This is a genomic window from Streptomyces sp. NPDC047043, from assembly GCF_040644055.1.
GTDB lineage: Bacteria > Actinomycetota > Actinomycetes > Streptomycetales > Streptomycetaceae > Streptomyces.
Map to the genome: position 1 here is coordinate 211,559 of NZ_JBEYVO010000006.1, position 16,555 is coordinate 228,113.

A 16,555-nucleotide genomic window follows, 5' to 3' on the forward strand; every position below is an offset into this window, starting at 1 on the left:
CGCGCAATCATCATTTCTTGACCGTTCGGCGGAGAGGGGTTCCAGGATGAGCAGCGCACCGGTCTCGCCCCACGGCTTCGGGGCCGTACGGGGGCGCGGTTACCGTCCCGAACAGGTCGAAGCGTTTGCCGACGCCCTCTCCCTCGACCGGGACGCCGCCTGGGAACGGGCGGCCCGCCTCACCGTGCTCGCCAGGGAGATGGAGGAGGAGGCGGCCATCCTCGCGGAGGAGGTGGCCCAGCTCGCGCCCCAGACGTACGAGGCGCTCGGGGACGGCGCCCGGCGTCTTTTCGTGTTCGCGCAGGAGGAGGCCGAGGCCGTACGCAAGCGCGGGCGGCGGGAGGCGCAGCGCATCGAGGACGATGCGGAGGCGTACGCGAAGAGCGTGCGCGGTGCCGCGCAGGCATACGCCGACGAGGTGCGCGGCGAGGCCGAGGAGCGCGCCCGGCAGCGGCTTCTCACGGCGCAGGCCGAGGCCGACGAGATCCGGATCTCCACCCGGCGCGAGGTGAAGGAGCGCCGCGGCGAGGCACTGGCCGCACTCCGTGAAGTACGGCAGCGCACGTCCGGGAAGCTCATCGAGCAGGCCAAGGAGCTCGCCGACCGGCTGGCCGAGGTGGACCGCGCGGAGGACGACCGGGCGGCCGCGTCGGACGTACGGCGGTCCGATCGGGTGGTGCGGGCGGAGGCGGCGCTGGCCGAGGCGGAGCGGCTGTTCGCGGAGGCGGAGGAGTTCACGCGCCGGTGCGAGGAGGACGCACACGCGCGCGCCGCCGAGATCCTCGCCGGGGCGCGGATGCAGGAGGAGCGGATCGCCCGGGAGACGGAGCAGGTGGTGCGCGCGCACAGGGAGCAGTGCGACTTCATGCAGACGCAGATGGACAACGTGCGGAATTCTCTTACGGCGTTGACGGGGTCGGCGCCCGGAGCTGAGTGACGGGTGGGGGCGCCGTCACTCGGCTCCGGGCGCCCCGGCCGGATGAAATCCGGGCTCAGCCGCCCCGCCTGACAGCTCCCGCCAGGATCCATCCCTCCATGGCCTCGTACTGCCGCCTCTGTTCCTCCGATGCGCGGCGGCCGGAGAGCACCGTGCCCAGCCAGCCGAAGGCGAAGCCGAGGGGGATCGTCACCAGGCCCGTCGTCGTGAACGGGAACCAGTTGAAGTCGGCGTCGGGGAAGGCCGAGACGGGGGAGCCGGAGACCAGGTTGGTGCCCGGCATGAAGAGCAGGACCGCGAGGGTGCCGCCGATCAGGGTGCTCAGCAGGCCCGTACGGGTGTAACGGCGCCAGAAGAGGCTGTAGACCAGCGCGGGTGCGATGGCCGAGGCGCCGAGGCAGAAGGACAGGGTCACCAGGGGCTGCAGGCTGCGGTGCTGGACCAGGGTGGCGAGGAAGATCGCCGGGGCGCCCACCGCGAGTGCCGAGAGCCGGGCCACGGTCATCTCGCGCTGTGCCGACATCTCCTGGACGCGGGCGGCGAAGACGTCGTGGGCGAGGGAGTTGGCGCAGGCGAGGATCATGCCGGCGACGGAGGCGAGCAGGGTCAGGAAGATCGCCGTGGTCACCGTCGTGAACAGGAACGTCTCCGCCGTCGACACGTTCGCGCCGAACGCGGCCCGCGAGCCCAGCAGATACGCCGTGTTGCCCTGCGGGTCAGCCTGCGCGATCACCGCACGCCCGATCAGCGCCGTCGCGCCGAACCCGACGACGGTCATGATGAGCACGAACAGCACCACCGAGGACACCGCCCACGACATCGAGCGCCGCACCTGACGGGCGCTGCGCGCGGTGTACATGCGCATGGTGACGTGCGGGAGGCAGGCGCCGCCGATCACGATGGTGAGTTCCGAAGTGATCATGTCCAGCCGGGGGTTGGGGCTGCCCGCGAACTCCAGCCCCGAGCGCAGGAAGGAGGAACCGGCCCCGCTCTGCGCGGCCGCCGCGTTGAACAGCGCCCCCGGGTCCCAGTCGAAGCGCTGCAGGATGAGCAGGGCGACCACGGCGCCGGAGCCGAGCAGCATCACGATCTTCATGATCTGGATGAGGGCGGTGCCCTTCATGCCGCCGATCGCCGCGTAGCTGATCATCAGGGCGCCCAGGCCGATGATGCAGCCGGTCTTCAGCGCGTCGCCGGAGAAGCCGAGGATGAACGCCAACAGCTGTCCCGTGCCCGCGAGTTGGACCAGCATCAGCGGCATCAGCGCGGCGATGGTCACCACGCACGCGGTGATCCGGATGCCGCGTCCGGGCATACGGCGGGTCAGCGCGTCGCCCATGGTGAACCGGCCCGCGTTGCGCAGGGGTTCGGCCAGCAGGAACATCAGCAGCATCAGCGACAGCGCCGTGCTCAGCGCCAGCGCGATGCCGTCGTAGCCGCACAGGGCGATCACGCCGCCCGTGCCCAGGACGGTCGCCGCGGAGATGTAGTCGCCGGCGATCGCGAGGCCGTTGCGCATGGGGGACAGGGAGCCGTAGCCGGTGTAGAACTCGTCCAGGTCGTCGCGGTCCGGGCCTGTCATCACGCACAGCAGCAGCGTGATGGTGGCGACGGTGGAGAAGGCGACGAGGGACATGGCCTGCGCGTTGCCGCTGAACCCGGTCATCGTGCGGCCTCCCGCCTGGCGTCCAGTTCGGACTGCTTGCGGATGCGGTCCGCGATCGGGTCGACGTAGCGGCCGGCCGTGTGCTCGTACAGCGCGATCGCCAGCCAGGTCACGGGGATCTGCAGCAGCGCGAGCAGCAGCCCGACCGGGAGGCCGTCGGTGACGGTGCTCGACATGAACGAGGGCGCCGACGCGGACAGGATCAGGAAGAGCGTGAAGTAGCCGAGCGCGGTGAGGGTCGCGGTGCGCCGCTGCCAGCGGTAGGCGTTGCGCAGGACCCGCAGGTCGCTGTGGTGCCCGAGGGCGGGCTCGGGCGGCCGCCGCCGTCTGGCCGGTTCGGGTGGCGCCTCGGGTGGCTGCCAGGGGTAGGTCGGGTAGGCGGGCGGTGCCTCCTGCGCCGGATGTCGGTACGGATAGGACGGGGACGAGTCGTAGGACATCCCGGTGCTCCTTGCGTGGCTCGGGTCCTGTGCGGGGGACCGCAGGGAGATGGGGGTGGAGAGCGGAGTCACGCACGCTACTCGCCGGTACCGGGATTGCGCGAGGGTTTCACCAAACTGATTGGTCGGTATGCGCTTACTGCGCTGACCTCGGGTGTTACCCCCGTTAACTCAGACTTTTGACGGTCCGGTTGGCCTACTCGAGGTGTACGAGTGCAACGCGGACGGCACTTGGGAGCCGCCGTCGAGCAGCACCCATCGGCCCCTGGAGCGGGCGGAGCGCGCGAGGGTGCTGGTGGTCGTGCTGCTGTTCCGGTCGGAGGCTACGGCCTGGTTCGACCGAGAGAAGTGACGAACGCCTGCCAGGCCGGGGGTGAGAAGGCGATCGCCGGGCCGGTGGGGTTCTTGCTGTCGCGGACGGGGACCAGTGCCCTCGGGTGGGCGGCGTCGGTCACTTCGAGGCAGTCGCCGCTGCTGCCGCCGCTGTACGTCGACTTGCGCCACGAGGTCAGCACCGAGGCGTCAGGAATCCTGTGCTCGTTGCGCTTCATGTTCGTAATCCTCCGCGACGGACCCGAGCAGGTCCAGCGACTTACGGTGCGATAAGGCATCGCCCAGCGCATGATCGTAGGCGATCTGGCATTCGCGTACCACGGACGGGAGTTCCCAGACCCGACCCGACTTCAGGCCCTCCACATAAGCGATGGGCGGCTGGTCGTCGAACCACATGAGCGACACGAACCCCTCCATGAGGGCGTGGTACCCGACCGAGAAGGGGAGGACGTGCACGCGGATACGGTTGAGCTCGCCAAGCGCCGCGATGTGACGGAGCTGTTCGCACATCACGGGGGGGGCCCGCCCACCGGGCGCCGCAGCACGGCTTCGTCGAGGACCACCCACACCCTCGGTGAGCCGGGATCGTCGAGGATGCGGGCGCGGTTGAGGCGTGTGACAAGGAGCTTGTCACGTTCCTCGGAGCTCTTGAGCGAGGTGCCGGAGTTGAGCACCTCGCGTGCGTACGCGGGCGTCTGCAGGATGCCGGGCACCACCTTGGGGGCGTACTCCCGGATCTCGGTCGCCTGGCCCTCGAACTCCAGCGCCTCCGCGAAGTGCTCCGCCACTTTCCTGCCGTCCAGTGTCGGCAGAAACCGCTCGAAGAACCCACTCGCTTCCAGCACTTGATCGAGCCGCCGTGCATCCTCCACGTCCGGCCTGCGCCGACCACCCTCGATGTGGGCGATGTGCGTGCGTGACATCACTACGCGCTGGCTCAGTTCCTCCTGCGTTAGTCCGGCCGCCTCCCGCCGCCGCTTCAGCTCCTGCCCGTACTGCTCCCGCGAACGCGGATTGTCCTCGATCGCCACCGTGCAACTCCCCCTCGTGCGGACTCCGTTGTCACGCTCAGCTACCTGCCGAGCGTACCCAGCGTCACGTCACTCTGTGCAGGGAACACCACACAACGTGAAAGGCGCTGTACAGCATGGAGCCCGCACAAGAACAGGAAGAAGCCTTCATCGGCGCGTCCATCACCCTGCGTGTCTCACGCGACGGCGGTCGCACCTGGGGGCCGACGACCGTCTATCAGCCGTCCCGCAAGGAGGCCCCGTTCGACCTCCCCGGCCGCTTCCCGCCCTGTGCGGTGCCCCCGGTGCCGTACGGCCGTCGGACCGTGATCAGTCCTTGAGTACCGGAAAGCGTCGCGGCGCCAGCACCAGCAGCACCACGAACGCCAGCGCCGCAGCGCACCCGGCGCCCAGATACACGGCATGCACCGCGTCCGCGATCGCCCGTCGCGTCGCCTCCGGTACCGCCCCCGCGTCCAGCCCCCGCGTGACCGAGTCCAGGTCGCCCGCGCCACCGAGCCGCGACGCCAGCACCCCGTTGGCCACCGCGCCGAACACCGATGCGCCGATCGTCTGGCCGGTCTGGCGGCAGAAGAGCACCGATGCCGTCGTGGTGCCTCGCTCCGCCCAGCCCACGGTCGACTGCACCCCGACGATCAGCGGGAGTTGGAACAACCCCAGCGCGCCGCCCAGCAACAGCATCAGCAGCGCCGGCTGCCACGCCGCTCCCGGATACGGCAGCAACGGGAACGTGAACAGGATCAGTGCCGCCACGCCGATGCCCAGCATGGCCGTGTTGCGGAAGCCGATCCGCCGGTACACGTGCTGGCTGAATGCCGCCGACACAGGCCAGCTCAGTGTCCAGACGGACAGGACGAAGCCCGCCGCGACCGGCGCAAGGCCCAGTACGGACTGCGCGTACGTCGGCAGGAACACGCTCGGCGCCACCATCAGCAGACCCAGCGCACCCAGGGCCAGATTGACCGCCGCGATCGTACGGCGGCGCCACACCCACCCGGGGATGATCGGCTCGGCCGCGTGGCGTTCGACCGCGACCACGACGCCGACCAGTGCAAGTCCCGTACCGAACAAGGCGATTGACGGCCCCGACAGCCACGGCCACGCCACCCCGCCCTGCACCAGTGCCGTCAGCAGTACGCCTCCGCACGCGAACACCGCGAGCGCGCCCGCCCAGTCGATACGGGGGCGGCCGCTCGACTCCCGTTCCGGCTCGTGGAGATGACGGATGATCAGCCACAACGCCACTGCCCCTATGGGCAGGTTGACGAGGAAGATCCAGCGCCAGTCCGCGTAGGCCGCGAGGACACCCCCGACTCCCGGGCCGGCGACCGCCGACACCGCCCACACCGTGGACAGTTTGGACTGGATCTTCGGGCGGTCCTTGAGGGGGTAGAGGTCGGCGGCCAGGGTCTGGACCGTGCCCTGCAGTGCTCCGCCGCCCAGGCCCTGGATGATGCGGAACGCGATCAACGCGCCCATGTTCCAGGCCACCGCGCACAGCAGCGAACCGAGCAGGAACACCGCGGCGCCCGCTATCAGTACCGGCTTGCGGCCGAAGGTGTCCGACAGCTTGCCGTACACCGGCAGCGTCACGGTGACGGCGAGCAGATAGCCGGAGAAGAGCCAGGAGAAGACCGAGAAGCCGCCGAGATCGCCGACGATCTGCGGGACGGCCGTGGAGACGATGGTGGAGTCGAGGGCCGCGAGTGCCATCGCGAGCATGAGGGCGGCTACGACGGCTCCCCGTCTGCGCGTGTCCCGCGGGCGCTCGTCCGCCACCGACGCCCGTGTCTCTGTGTCCCCCTGGTCCACGGGATTCCTTCCCCTTGCATCTATCGGCCGCCGAACAGCTTCCCACTTGACCCTCACGTCGCGGCAGGGTGGAACCTGAGCGGGCCGGTGGGTGGACCGAACCCCGAGATCGCCTCCACCCGTCGGTGGACTGCCCCTAGGGGTTCCTCCGTACTACGGCCCGGGGAGGGTTCGTACCGCCGGAGGAGGAGATGGCGCCAGGGCGTCCTTAACCTGGCTTTATGCCGCTGGGGGGCGGTTGACCGAACCGGTGGGGGTGGGGTTTTCCCCCGTAGAAGAGGGTGCTGGGCACCAGCGCGCTGTACCCCTCTCCGACGCCAGACTCATCGACGTAGCACCGAGAACCGCTTCGCACAGCTCATCCGCCGGCAACCAGAACCGTCTGGTGCCCGACATAGGAGACTTACCATGACATCGGCCGTGACCATTCCCAGGCACGGGGGCACTGGAGGGCGTACGGCCGTTGCCGCGCGGGCGCGGCAGGTCGTCAAGGCGTACGGGGCCGGAGAGACCCGTGTCGTCGCCCTCGACCATGTGGACGTGGACATCGCGCGGGGTCAGTTCACCGCGATCATGGGCCCCTCGGGGTCCGGCAAGTCCACCCTCATGCACTGCCTCGCCGGGCTCGACACCGTCACCTCCGGGCAGATCTATCTCGACGAGACCGAGATCACCGGGCTGAAGGACAAGAAGCTCACGCGACTGCGGCGGGACCGGGTCGGGTTCATATTCCAGGCGTTCAACCTGCTGCCGACGCTGAACGCGCTCGAGAACATCACGCTGCCCATGGACATCGCCGGGCGCAAGCCCGACAAGCAGTGGCTGGCGCGGGTGGTGGACACGGTGGGGCTGAGCGACCGGCTCAAGCACCGGCCGACCCAGCTCTCCGGTGGTCAGCAGCAGCGTGTCGCCGTGGCGCGGGCGCTGGCTGCCCGTCCCGAGATCATCTTCGGTGACGAGCCGACCGGAAACCTCGACTCCCGTGCCGGTGCCGAGGTGTTGGGCTTCCTGCGCAGGTCGGTCGACGAGCTCGGCCAGACCATCGTGATGGTCACGCACGACCCGGTGGCGGCCTCGTACGCGGACCGCGTGCTGTACCTCGCCGACGGCCGGATCGTCGACGAGATGTACAAGCCGACCGCCGACGCCGTCCTCGACCGTATGAAGGACTTCGACGCCCGGGGACGTACGTCATGACCGTCATGAAGACATCGATGCGCAACTTCTTTGCGCACAAGGGGCGGATGGCCCTCTCGGCCATCGCGGTCCTGCTGTCGGTGGCCTTCGTCTGCGGGACGCTGGTCTTCACCGACACCATGAACACCACGTTCGACAAGCTGTTCCAGGCCACCTCGTCCGACGTGACCGTGAGCGCCAAGGGCGCCTCGGACAGCGGCGAGACGACCGCCGACAACGGCAAGCCGCCGGTGATGCCGGCGTCCGTGGTCGGCAAGGTGCGCGCGGCGCAGGGCGTGAAGTCGGCGCAGGGGACCGTCTTCTCGACCTCCGTGACCGTGGTCGACGGCAAGAAGAACAACCTGTCGCCGTCCAGCGGTGCCCCGACCATCGTCGGCAACTGGAACGCCAACGAGGCCCGCACCATGAAGATCACCTCCGGTGCGGCGCCCAAGGGGCCGGACCAGGTGATGGTCGACGCCGACACCGCCGACAAGCACCACCTGAAGCTCGGTGACTCGCTCGGCGTGATCAGCGCGGTCGGCACGCACGACGCGAAGATCTCCGGCATCGCCGACTTCCAGGTCACCAACCCCGGTGCGGCGATCTTCTACCTGGACACCAGGACGGCCCAGGAGACCCTCGTCGGCCGGACCGGCGTCTACACGAACGTCAACGTCACCGCCGCTTCCGGCGTGAGCGACGCACAGCTGAAGACGAACGTCGCCTCGCAGCTCGGCGGCGGCTACAAGGTGCAGACCGCCAAGGAGACCGCCGACGCCAACCAGAAGGACGTCGAGGGCTTCATGAACGTCATGAAGTACGCGATGCTCGGCTTCGCCGGGATCGCCTTCCTCGTCGGCATCTTCCTGATCATCAACACCTTCTCGATGCTGGTCGCGCAGCGGACGCGTGAGATCGGTCTGATGCGGGCCGTCGGTTCCTCCCGCGGGCAGGTCAACCGGTCCGTGCTGACCGAGGCGCTGCTGCTGGGTGTCTTCGGTTCGGTGCTCGGTGTCGGCGCGGGCGTCGGCCTCGCGGTCGGGCTGATGAAGCTCATGGGCTCCATGGGCATGCACCTGTCGACCGCCGACCTGACGGTCGCGTGGACGACCCCGGTGGTGGGCCTGCTCCTCGGCGTCGTGGTCACCGTCCTCGCCGCCTACCTGCCCGCCCGCCGGGCCGGCAAGGTCTCGCCGATGGCCGCGCTGCGGGATGCGGGGGCTCCGGCGGACGCGAAGGCCGGGCGGATCCGGGCCCTGGTGGGCCTGGTGATGACCGGTGCCGGTGGCTACTGCCTCTACCTGGCCGCGAACGTCGACAAGGCGAAGGACGGCTCGCTGTGGCTGGGCCTCGGTGTCGTGCTCTCGCTCATCGGGTTCGTCGTCATCGGACCGCTGCTCGCGGCCGGCGTGGTGCGCGTCCTGGGCGCCGTACTGCTGCGGATGTTCGGCCCGGTCGGGCGGATGGCCGAGCGGAACGCGCTGCGCAACCCGCGCCGTACCGGTGCCACGGGTGCCGCCCTGATGATCGGGCTCGCGCTGGTCGCCTGCCTGTCGGTGGTCGGCTCGTCCATGGTGGCCTCGGCGACGGACCAGCTCGACAAGACCGTCGGTACGGACTTCATCATCCAGAACGACAACGGGCAGCAGGTCACCCCGCAGGCCGTGCAGGCGGTGAAGTCGACGCCGGGTCTTGAGCGGGTCACCGAGTACAGGACCACCGAGGCCGACTACACCACCCCCGACGGCAAGCTGCTCAAGGACACGGACATCACGGCGGCCGACCCGACGTACGCGACCGACCTGCGTACCAAGACGGTCGCCGGGAACCTCAAGGACGCGTACAAGCCCGACTCGATGTCGGTCCACGAGAAGTTCGCCAAGGCGCACGACATCCACCTCGGCTCGAAGATCAAGGTGGCCTTCAAGGACGGGCGCACGGCCGAGCTGACGGTCCGGGCGATCACCAGCAGCGACGTCGTCATCGACGCGGGCGCGAAGTACACGTCGATCGCGACGCTGGCGAAGTACGTGCCGGCCGACAAGATGCCGCTGGACGAGCTGGTCTTCGCCACCGCCAAGGACGGGCAGCAGGACGCCGCGTACAAGGCGCTGAAGTCCTCGCTGCACGACTACCCGCAGTACAAGGTGCGCGACCAGACCGACTACAAGCAGGCGCTGAAGGACCAGATCGGCCAGCTGCTGAACATGATCTACGGCCTGCTGGCACTGGCGATCGTGGTCGCGATCCTCGGTGTCGTGAACACCCTGGCCCTCTCGGTGGTCGAGCGGACGAGGGAGATCGGCCTGATGCGGGCGATCGGCCTCTCGCGCCGCCAGCTGCGCCGGATGATCCGCATGGAGTCGGTGGTCATCGCCCTCTTCGGTGCCCTGCTGGGCCTCGGCCTGGGCATGGGCTGGGGCGCAACCGCCCAGAAGCTCCTCGCCCTGGAGGGCCTGAAGGTCCTGGAGATCCCCTGGCCGACGCTGACCGCGGTCTTCCTCGGCTCGGCCTTCGTGGGCCTGTTCGCGGCACTGATCCCGGCGTTCAGGGCGGGCCGGATGAACGTGCTGAACGCGATCGCCACCGAATAGCCACCGCAGACGGGGGTTGCGGGGGAGCGCCCGGTGCCGGGGAGTCTTGGGGGACTCACCGGCACCGGGCTCTTTGCTGTACGGCGAGATCGACGCGGGGGTGTCGACGCCGACGTACGCTGGAGGGACCCCCGGCCCGCCACGCGTGTCGGGCGATTCGCGTTGCCCACCCCCGGACGAAAGCCGCCCCGAATGAGCCTGCACGGTCTGCTCGACGCCGTCGTCAAGGACACCGCCCTCGCGGAAGCCGTCAAGGCGGCAGCGAGCGGCAACCGCATGCACGTCGACCTGGTCGGCCCGCCCGCGGCCCGCCCCTTCGCCGTGGCCACCCTGGCCCGCGAGACCGGCCGCCCCGTACTGGCCGTGACGGCGACGGGCCGCGAGGCCGAGGATCTCGCGGCCGCCCTGCGCTCCCTGCTGCCGTCGGCCGGCGTCGTGGAGTACCCCTCCTGGGAGACCCTCCCGCACGAGCGGCTGAGCCCGCGCAGCGACACCGTGGGGCGTCGGCTGGCCGTCCTGCGGCGGCTCGCCCATCCGAGCTCCGACGACCCGGAGACCGGACCGGTCTCCGTCGTCGTGGCGCCGGTGCGGTCCGTGCTGCAGCCGCAGGTCAAGGGCCTGGGGGATCTCGAGCCGGTCGCCCTGAAGACCGGGCAGACCGCCGATCTCAACGCCGTCGTCGACGCCCTCGCCGCCGCCGCGTACGCGCGCGTGGAGCTCGTCGAGAAGCGGGGCGAGTTCGCCGTACGAGGCGGGATCCTCGACGTCTTCCCGCCCACCGAGGAGCACCCTCTCCGCGTCGAGTTCTGGGGCGACGACGTCGAGGAGATCCGCTACTTCAAGGTCGCCGACCAGCGGTCGCTGGAAGTCGCCGAGCACGGCCTGTGGGCGCCGCCCTGCCGTGAACTCCTGTTGACGGAAGACGTACGCACGCGTGCGCGTACTCTCGCCGAGCAACACCCCGAGCTGGGTGAACTGCTCGGCAAGATCGCCGAGGGGATCGCCGTGGAGGGCATGGAGTCCCTGGCTCCCGTCCTCGTCGACGACATGGAGCTGCTGATCGACGTCCTGCCCAAGGGCGCCATGGCCGTCGTATGCGATCCGGAGCGGGTACGCACGCGTGCCGCGGATCTCGTGGCGACCTCGCAGGAGTTCCTGCAGGCCTCCTGGGCGGCCACCGCCGGCGGCGGCGAGGCCCCGATCGACGTCGGTGCGGCCTCGCTCCGGTCCATCGCGGACGTCCGGGACCGGGCCCGTGAGCTGGACATGATGTGGTGGTCGGTGTCGCCCTTCGCGGCGGACCTCGAACTGGACGCCGACACCCTCAAGCTCGGCATGCACGCGCCCGAGACCTACCGCGGCGACACCGCCAAGGCCCTCGCCGACACCAAGGGCTGGCTCGCCGACGGCTGGCGCACGGTGTTCGTCACCGAGGGGCACGGCCCCGCGGCCCGTACGGTCGAGGTGCTGGGCGGCGAGGGCATCGCGGCCCGCCTCGACGCCGACCTCGCAGCGCTGAGCCCGTCCGTCGTGCACGTGGCGTGCGGCTCGATCGACTACGGCTTCGTCGACACGGCACTGAAGCTGGCCGTCCTGACCGAGACCGACCTCTCCGGGCAGAAGGCGGCCGGCAAGGACGGCGCCCGGATGCCGGCCCGCCGCCGCAAGACCATCGACCCGCTCACCCTGGAGGCGGGCGACTACATCGTCCACGAGCAGCACGGCGTCGGCCGCTACATCGAGATGGTGCAGCGGACCGTGCAGGGCGCGACCCGCGAGTACCTGGTCGTCGAGTACGCCCCCGCCAAGCGCGGCCAGCCCGGCGACCGGCTGTACATCCCGACCGACCAGCTGGAGCAGATCACCAAGTACGTCGGCGGCGAGGCCCCGACGCTGCACCGCCTGGGCGGAGCCGACTGGACGAAGACCAAGGCGCGCGCCAAGAAGGCCGTCAAGGAGATCGCGGCCGACCTGATCAAGCTGTACAGCGCGCGCATGGCGGCCCCCGGGCACACCTTCGGCGCGGACACCCCCTGGCAGCGCGAGCTGGAGGACGCCTTCCCGTACATCGAGACGCCGGACCAGCTCACCACCATCGCCGAGGTCAAGGAGGACATGGAGAAGTCGGTCCCGATGGACCGCCTGATCTGCGGCGACGTGGGCTACGGCAAGACGGAGATCGCGGTCCGGGCCGCCTTCAAGGCGGTGCAGGACGGCAAGCAGGTGGCGGTCCTCGTCCCCACCACCCTCCTGGTCCAGCAGCACTTCGGCACGTTCAGCGAGCGCTACTCCCAATTCCCCGTCAATGTACGGGCGTTGAGCCGCTTCCAGACCGACACCGAGGCGAAGGCGGTCCTGGAGGGCCTGCGCGAGGGCTCGGTGGACGTCGTCATCGGCACGCACCGCCTGTTCTCCTCGGAGACCAAGTTCAAGGACCTGGGCCTGGTCATCGTCGACGAGGAGCAGCGCTTCGGCGTCGAGCACAAGGAGCAGCTGAAGAAGCTGCGCGCCAACGTCGACGTACTGACGATGTCCGCGACCCCGATCCCCAGGACCCTGGAGATGGCGGTCACGGGCATCCGCGAGATGTCGACGATCACGACCCCGCCGGAGGAGCGCCACCCGGTGCTCACCTTCGTCGGGCCGTACGAGGAGAAGCAGATCGGCGCGGCCATCCGCCGTGAACTCCTGCGCGAGGGCCAGGTCTTCTACATCCACAACCGCGTGGAGTCGATCGACCGCGCGGCCTCGCGCCTGCGCGAGATCGTCCCCGAGGCGCGCATCGCCACGGCCCACGGCCAGATGTCCGAGTCGACCCTCGAACAGGTCGTCGTCGACTTCTGGGAGAAGAAGTACGACGTCCTGGTCTCCACCACGATCGTCGAGTCCGGCATCGACATCTCCAACGCCAACACACTGATCGTGGAGCGCGGCGACAACTTCGGCCTCTCCCAGCTGCACCAGCTGCGCGGCCGTGTGGGCCGTGGCAGGGAACGCGGCTACGCCTACTTCCTCTACCCGCCGGAAAAGCCCCTGACGGAGACCGCCCACGAGCGCCTGGCGACCATCGCCCAGCACACCGAGATGGGCGCGGGCATGTACGTCGCGATGAAGGACCTGGAGATCCGCGGCGCCGGCAACCTCCTCGGCGGCGAACAGTCCGGCCACATCGCGGGCGTCGGCTTCGACCTGTACGTCCGTATGGTCGGCGAGGCGGTCGCGGACTACCGGGCCTCCCTGGAGGGCGGTGTGGAGGAGGAACCGCCGCTCGAGGTCAAGATCGAGCTCCCGGTCGACGCCCACGTCCCGCACGACTACGCGCCGGGAGAGCGCCTGCGCCTCCAGGCCTACCGCGCCATCGCCTCCGCCAACACGGAGGAGGACATCAAGTCCGTACGCGAGGAACTCGTCGACCGCTACGGCAAGTTGCCCGAACCGGTGGAGAACCTCCTCCTGGTGGCGGGCCTGCGCATGCTCGCCCGCGCGTGCGGCGTGGGCGAGATCGTCCTCCAGGGCAACAACATCCGCTTCGCCCCGGTGGAGTTGAGGGAGTCCCAGGAACTGCGCGTCAAGCGCCTCTACCCGGGGACCGTCATCAAGCCGGCGGTGCACCAGGTGCTGGTGCCGCGCCCGAAGACGGCGAAGGTCGGCGGAAAGCCGTTGGTCGGGCGTGAGTTGCTGGGCTGGGTGGGGGAGTTCCTGGCGTCGATTCTGGGGTCGTAGGCAGCGAAGCCGTACGCGGAGGTGGGTCTCCGCGTACGGCTTCCTCAGGCTGAAGTCCTACGGCTGTTCGGGCCTGTCGCGGTCCATGCCGAGCTGGACCTCGATCCGCTGCTGGGCCTCGTCGACCTGGCTCTCGTACTTGTTGCCCGATTTCTCGTTGACCTTCCGCTCCGCGGCGTCGGACATCTGCTTGGCCTTGTCCTGCGCCTGGCGGTTGCTCCTGAACCTGTCGAAGATGCCCATCCAGAGCTCCTTCCGCAGTGACTCAGCAACGACGATACGGCCCATATTTGCCGAATGCCCACTTGGGGCGGGTTTTGGTCTGGACCTCATGCGTGCCCCCGTGCGCCCTCTCGCTACGGTGTGCGGAAACTCGTACGGGAAAGTCGTACGAGAGCAGGCCGCCCGTGCGGGGGCGGATCGCGCAGGCAAGGGGAGGGCACCGTGAGGCGTCTGAGGGGTGGGGCGGCGGTCGCCGTGGTCCTGGTGTTCGCCGTGGCCGGATGCAAGGCCGAGACGAAGACCGGGTCCGGCGGGCCGCAGGAGACCGGCGGCGGGGGCGGAGGCGCGGCGCTCACCGCAGCCGAGTCGCTGACCGTCAAGGGACGGGCGCCGAAGACGGGTTACTCCCGGGAGCGGTTCGGTGCCGCCTGGGCGGACACGGACTCCAACAGCTGCGACACCCGCGACGACATCCTCAAACGGGACCTGGAAGACGTGAAGTTCACCAGCGGGACCTGCAAGGTGTCGTACGGCGTGCTGGAGTCGGACCCCTACTCCGGCAAGGAGGTGACGTACCGGCGCGGCCGCAGTCTCGTCGACATCGACCACCTCGTCGCCCTCTCCGACGCCTGGCAGAAGGGCGCCAAGTACTGGAACGCCAGCAAGCGAATAGCCCTCGCCAACGACCCCCTCAACCTGCTCGCCGTCGGCGCGAGCGCCAACCGCTCCAAGGGCGACGGCGACACCGCGACCTGGGTGCCGCCCAAGGCCTACCGGTGCACGTACGTCGCCGCCCAGGTCGCCGTGAAGAAGAAGTACGGGCTGTGGGTGACCGCCGCCGAGAAGGCCGCGATGGAGAAGGTCCTGAAGGGCTGCCCGGGGCAGAAGCTTCCCTCCGGCGGCAACCCGACGGAGGCGCCGGCGCGGTTCCACGCGGACTGAAAAAGCGGTGTGCGGCCGTGCGGCGCCCCCTTACGGTGACGGCATGGAGCTGAAGGTGTCGAGTCTCGCCGAACGTCCGGAGATGCTGGGTCCGGTCCTCGACATGCCCGACACCTGGGCGGTGTTCACCACCGAGGACCCCGTGGGCAACTCCCACTACGGACGCATCCCCACCGAACTCCCCGAGTACGTGCTCTTCGCCGAGACCGAGCGCGGCGAGGTCCTCGCCCACGCCTACAGCGTGCCCTTCCGGCTCGACACCGAGGGACGGGGCCGACTGCCCGACCGCGGCTGGGACCAGGTCCTCGTGTGGGCCTTCGCCGACCTGCGCCGCGGGGTGCGTCCCGACACGGTCAGCGCCATCTCCATCGTGGTCCACCCGGACGCCCAGGGCCTCGGCCTCTCCGGCCGCATGCTCGAGGCGATGCGGGACAACGCCCGCGCCCACGGCTTCACCGAGGTCGTCGCCCCGGTCCGCCCGAGCGCCAAGCACCTCGAACCGCACACCCCCATCGAGGAGTACGCCCACCGGGTCCGGGAGGACGGGCTCCCGCACGACCCTTGGCTGCGCGTGCACGCCCGCGCCGGGGCGACCGTCGAGCGCGTGGCCCCGGCCTCCATGACCGTCGCCGCCTCCCTGGAGGAGTGGCGCGGCTGGACCGGGCTGCCCTTCGACACCCAGGGCGACATCGAGGTCCCCGGCGCACTGGTGCCGGTCCGCTGCGAACCCGAGCGCGGGTACGCCGTGTACGTCGAGCCCAACGTGTGGATGCGGCACGCTCTTTGAGTCAGCCGCCCAGCGCGTCCAGGTCGACGATGCGGCCGGCGGGCTTCTTCGCCGGGACCGGCTTCTCGTAGTCGCTGAACGTGATCGAGCCCGGGTCCTTGGCGGACGTGCTGTCCAGTCGCAGCAGATACGGCTTGCCCTCGGTGGCCACGTACAGCGTGTAGCTCTCCTTGCCGTCCGTCGCCTTCAGCACGACAGCTCTGGCGCCGCCGACCTCGGCCGTCCCGGCCCGCTTCACCGTCGGGTCGGCGCCGCCGGAGGAGTCGCCGCCGGAGTCCACGTCCTCGGCTCCGCCGAGCACCGTGTCCAGGTCGCAGAAGCCCGCGATGTCCTTGGCGTCCGAGCCCTTGGCGGACATCTTGGCCCACTTCCCGGCCAGCATGTCGACCGCCGCGTCCACGTCCGCCTTGGCCTCGCCCTTGCTCTGCTCGCGCAGGAACGCCTCGTCGTACTTGATGTAGAGGGTGTCGCCGGTCTTGATCAGGTCGGCCTTGCCCTTGCCGCCCATGCCCATCGTCCCGGCGCACTCGTTCTTCTTGTCGAGCGCCATGTCGATGTGGATCGTGCCGTCGCTCTCGTCGTCCTTGACGCCGCCCTTCATACGGAGCGTGGAGGCGCCGGTGGTGGCCGTCATCGCCCGGGCGGCGATCTCCTCGGCGGTCAGGCCGGCGAAGGGTTCTTTGGGCTTACCGGCTGCGGTGGCCTTGCTGTCGCCGGTCTTGCCGTCGGCCTTGTCCGTGCCGGACTGGCAGGCGGTGAGTCCCGTGGTGGCCGCGGCGACGAGGCAGATGGCGGCAAGTGCGGTGCGACGCATGAGGATTCCTCGGCTTCCTTGGTGAGCTGCGGTGAGGTACAGCGGGGCGGCCCGTGCGGCGCGCCCCGTTGGGTG

The 16,555-nt window shown here is 69.7% G+C and carries 13 protein-coding genes and 1 pseudogene; 7 read left to right on the forward strand and 7 right to left on the reverse strand.

Annotation, left to right across the window (positions count from 1 at the left end):
• The first annotated feature begins 46 nt into the window (after positions 1-46).
• Positions 47-937: a DivIVA domain-containing protein gene (locus ABZ880_RS11765; RefSeq protein WP_361260325.1), complete on the forward strand. Its 891-nt coding sequence runs from the start codon at positions 47-49 to the stop codon at positions 935-937.
• Between the two features lie 55 nt (positions 938-992).
• On the opposite strand, the gene ABZ880_RS11770 is transcribed toward ABZ880_RS11765, so the two are convergent.
• The 4 genes and pseudogenes from ABZ880_RS11770 to ABZ880_RS11785 form a co-directional block, all read right to left on the reverse strand.
• The gene (locus ABZ880_RS11770) at positions 993-2,603 is read right to left on the reverse strand and encodes a cation acetate symporter (protein WP_361260327.1); all 1,611 of its coding nucleotides are present in this window, start codon (positions 2,601-2,603) and stop codon (positions 993-995) included.
• A complete protein-coding gene (locus ABZ880_RS11775) occupies positions 2,600-3,043 on the reverse strand; it encodes a DUF485 domain-containing protein (protein ID WP_361260329.1) in 444 nt (147 codons plus the stop codon). Before ABZ880_RS11775 ends, ABZ880_RS11770 begins: the two co-directional genes overlap by 4 nt.
• Before the next feature lie 323 nt (positions 3,044-3,366).
• Positions 3,367-3,594: a DUF397 domain-containing protein gene (locus ABZ880_RS11780; RefSeq protein ID WP_361260331.1), complete on the reverse strand. Its 228-nt coding sequence runs from the start codon at positions 3,592-3,594 to the stop codon at positions 3,367-3,369.
• Positions 3,566-4,407: pseudogene (locus ABZ880_RS11785) on the reverse strand (helix-turn-helix transcriptional regulator). The gene ABZ880_RS11780 and the pseudogene ABZ880_RS11785 overlap by 29 nt, the downstream one beginning before the upstream one ends.
• Positions 4,408-4,523: 116 nt before the next feature.
• Here ABZ880_RS11785 and ABZ880_RS11790 point away from each other — a divergent pair.
• Positions 4,524-4,727, forward strand: coding sequence for a hypothetical protein (locus ABZ880_RS11790; protein ID WP_361260333.1), 204 nt, complete (start codon positions 4,524-4,526; stop codon positions 4,725-4,727).
• Here ABZ880_RS11790 and ABZ880_RS11795 read toward each other — a convergent pair.
• Complete coding sequence (locus tag ABZ880_RS11795) at positions 4,717-6,186, reverse strand: MFS transporter (RefSeq protein WP_361260539.1); 1,470 nt, start codon at positions 6,184-6,186, stop codon at positions 4,717-4,719. The two genes, ABZ880_RS11790 and ABZ880_RS11795, sit on opposite strands and share 11 nt — an antisense overlap.
• Positions 6,187-6,627: 441 nt before the next feature.
• On the opposite strand from ABZ880_RS11795, the gene ABZ880_RS11800 reads away from it, so the two are divergent.
• The 3 genes from ABZ880_RS11800 to mfd all read left to right on the forward strand — a co-directional run bounded on the left by ABZ880_RS11800 (position 6,628) and on the right by mfd (position 13,715).
• Positions 6,628-7,416, forward strand: coding sequence for an ABC transporter ATP-binding protein (locus tag ABZ880_RS11800; RefSeq protein ID WP_361260335.1), 789 nt, complete (start codon positions 6,628-6,630; stop codon positions 7,414-7,416).
• Positions 7,413-9,992, forward strand: a complete 2,580-nt coding sequence (locus ABZ880_RS11805) for an FtsX-like permease family protein (protein ID WP_361260337.1) — start codon at positions 7,413-7,415, stop codon at positions 9,990-9,992. Before ABZ880_RS11800 ends, ABZ880_RS11805 begins: the two co-directional genes overlap by 4 nt.
• 192 nt (positions 9,993-10,184) lie before the next feature.
• A complete protein-coding gene (gene mfd / locus ABZ880_RS11810; RefSeq protein ID WP_361260339.1) occupies positions 10,185-13,715 on the forward strand; it encodes a transcription-repair coupling factor in 3,531 nt (1,176 codons plus the stop codon).
• Positions 13,716-13,772: 57 nt separating this feature from the next.
• Here mfd and ABZ880_RS11815 read toward each other — a convergent pair whose 3' ends face one another.
• On the reverse strand, positions 13,773-13,958 hold the full coding sequence (locus tag ABZ880_RS11815; protein WP_361260341.1) for an antitoxin: 186 nt from the start codon (positions 13,956-13,958) through the stop codon (positions 13,773-13,775).
• 201 nt (positions 13,959-14,159) lie between these two features.
• Between ABZ880_RS11815 and ABZ880_RS11820 the strand changes: the two genes are divergently transcribed.
• Together ABZ880_RS11820 and ABZ880_RS11825 are read left to right on the forward strand one after the other, a co-directional pair.
• Complete coding sequence (locus ABZ880_RS11820) at positions 14,160-14,879, forward strand: HNH endonuclease family protein (protein ID WP_361260343.1); 720 nt, start codon at positions 14,160-14,162, stop codon at positions 14,877-14,879.
• Between the two features lie 43 nt (positions 14,880-14,922).
• A complete protein-coding gene (locus ABZ880_RS11825; RefSeq protein ID WP_361260345.1) occupies positions 14,923-15,666 on the forward strand; it encodes a GNAT family N-acetyltransferase in 744 nt (247 codons plus the stop codon).
• Between the two features lies 1 nt (position 15,667).
• On the opposite strand, the gene ABZ880_RS11830 is transcribed toward ABZ880_RS11825, so the two are convergent.
• Positions 15,668-16,480 carry a hypothetical protein gene (locus ABZ880_RS11830; RefSeq protein WP_361260347.1) on the reverse strand — a complete coding sequence of 271 codons (813 nt, stop codon included), beginning with the start codon at positions 16,478-16,480 and terminating at the stop codon, positions 15,668-15,670.
• Between the last annotated feature and the right edge of the window lie 75 nt (positions 16,481-16,555).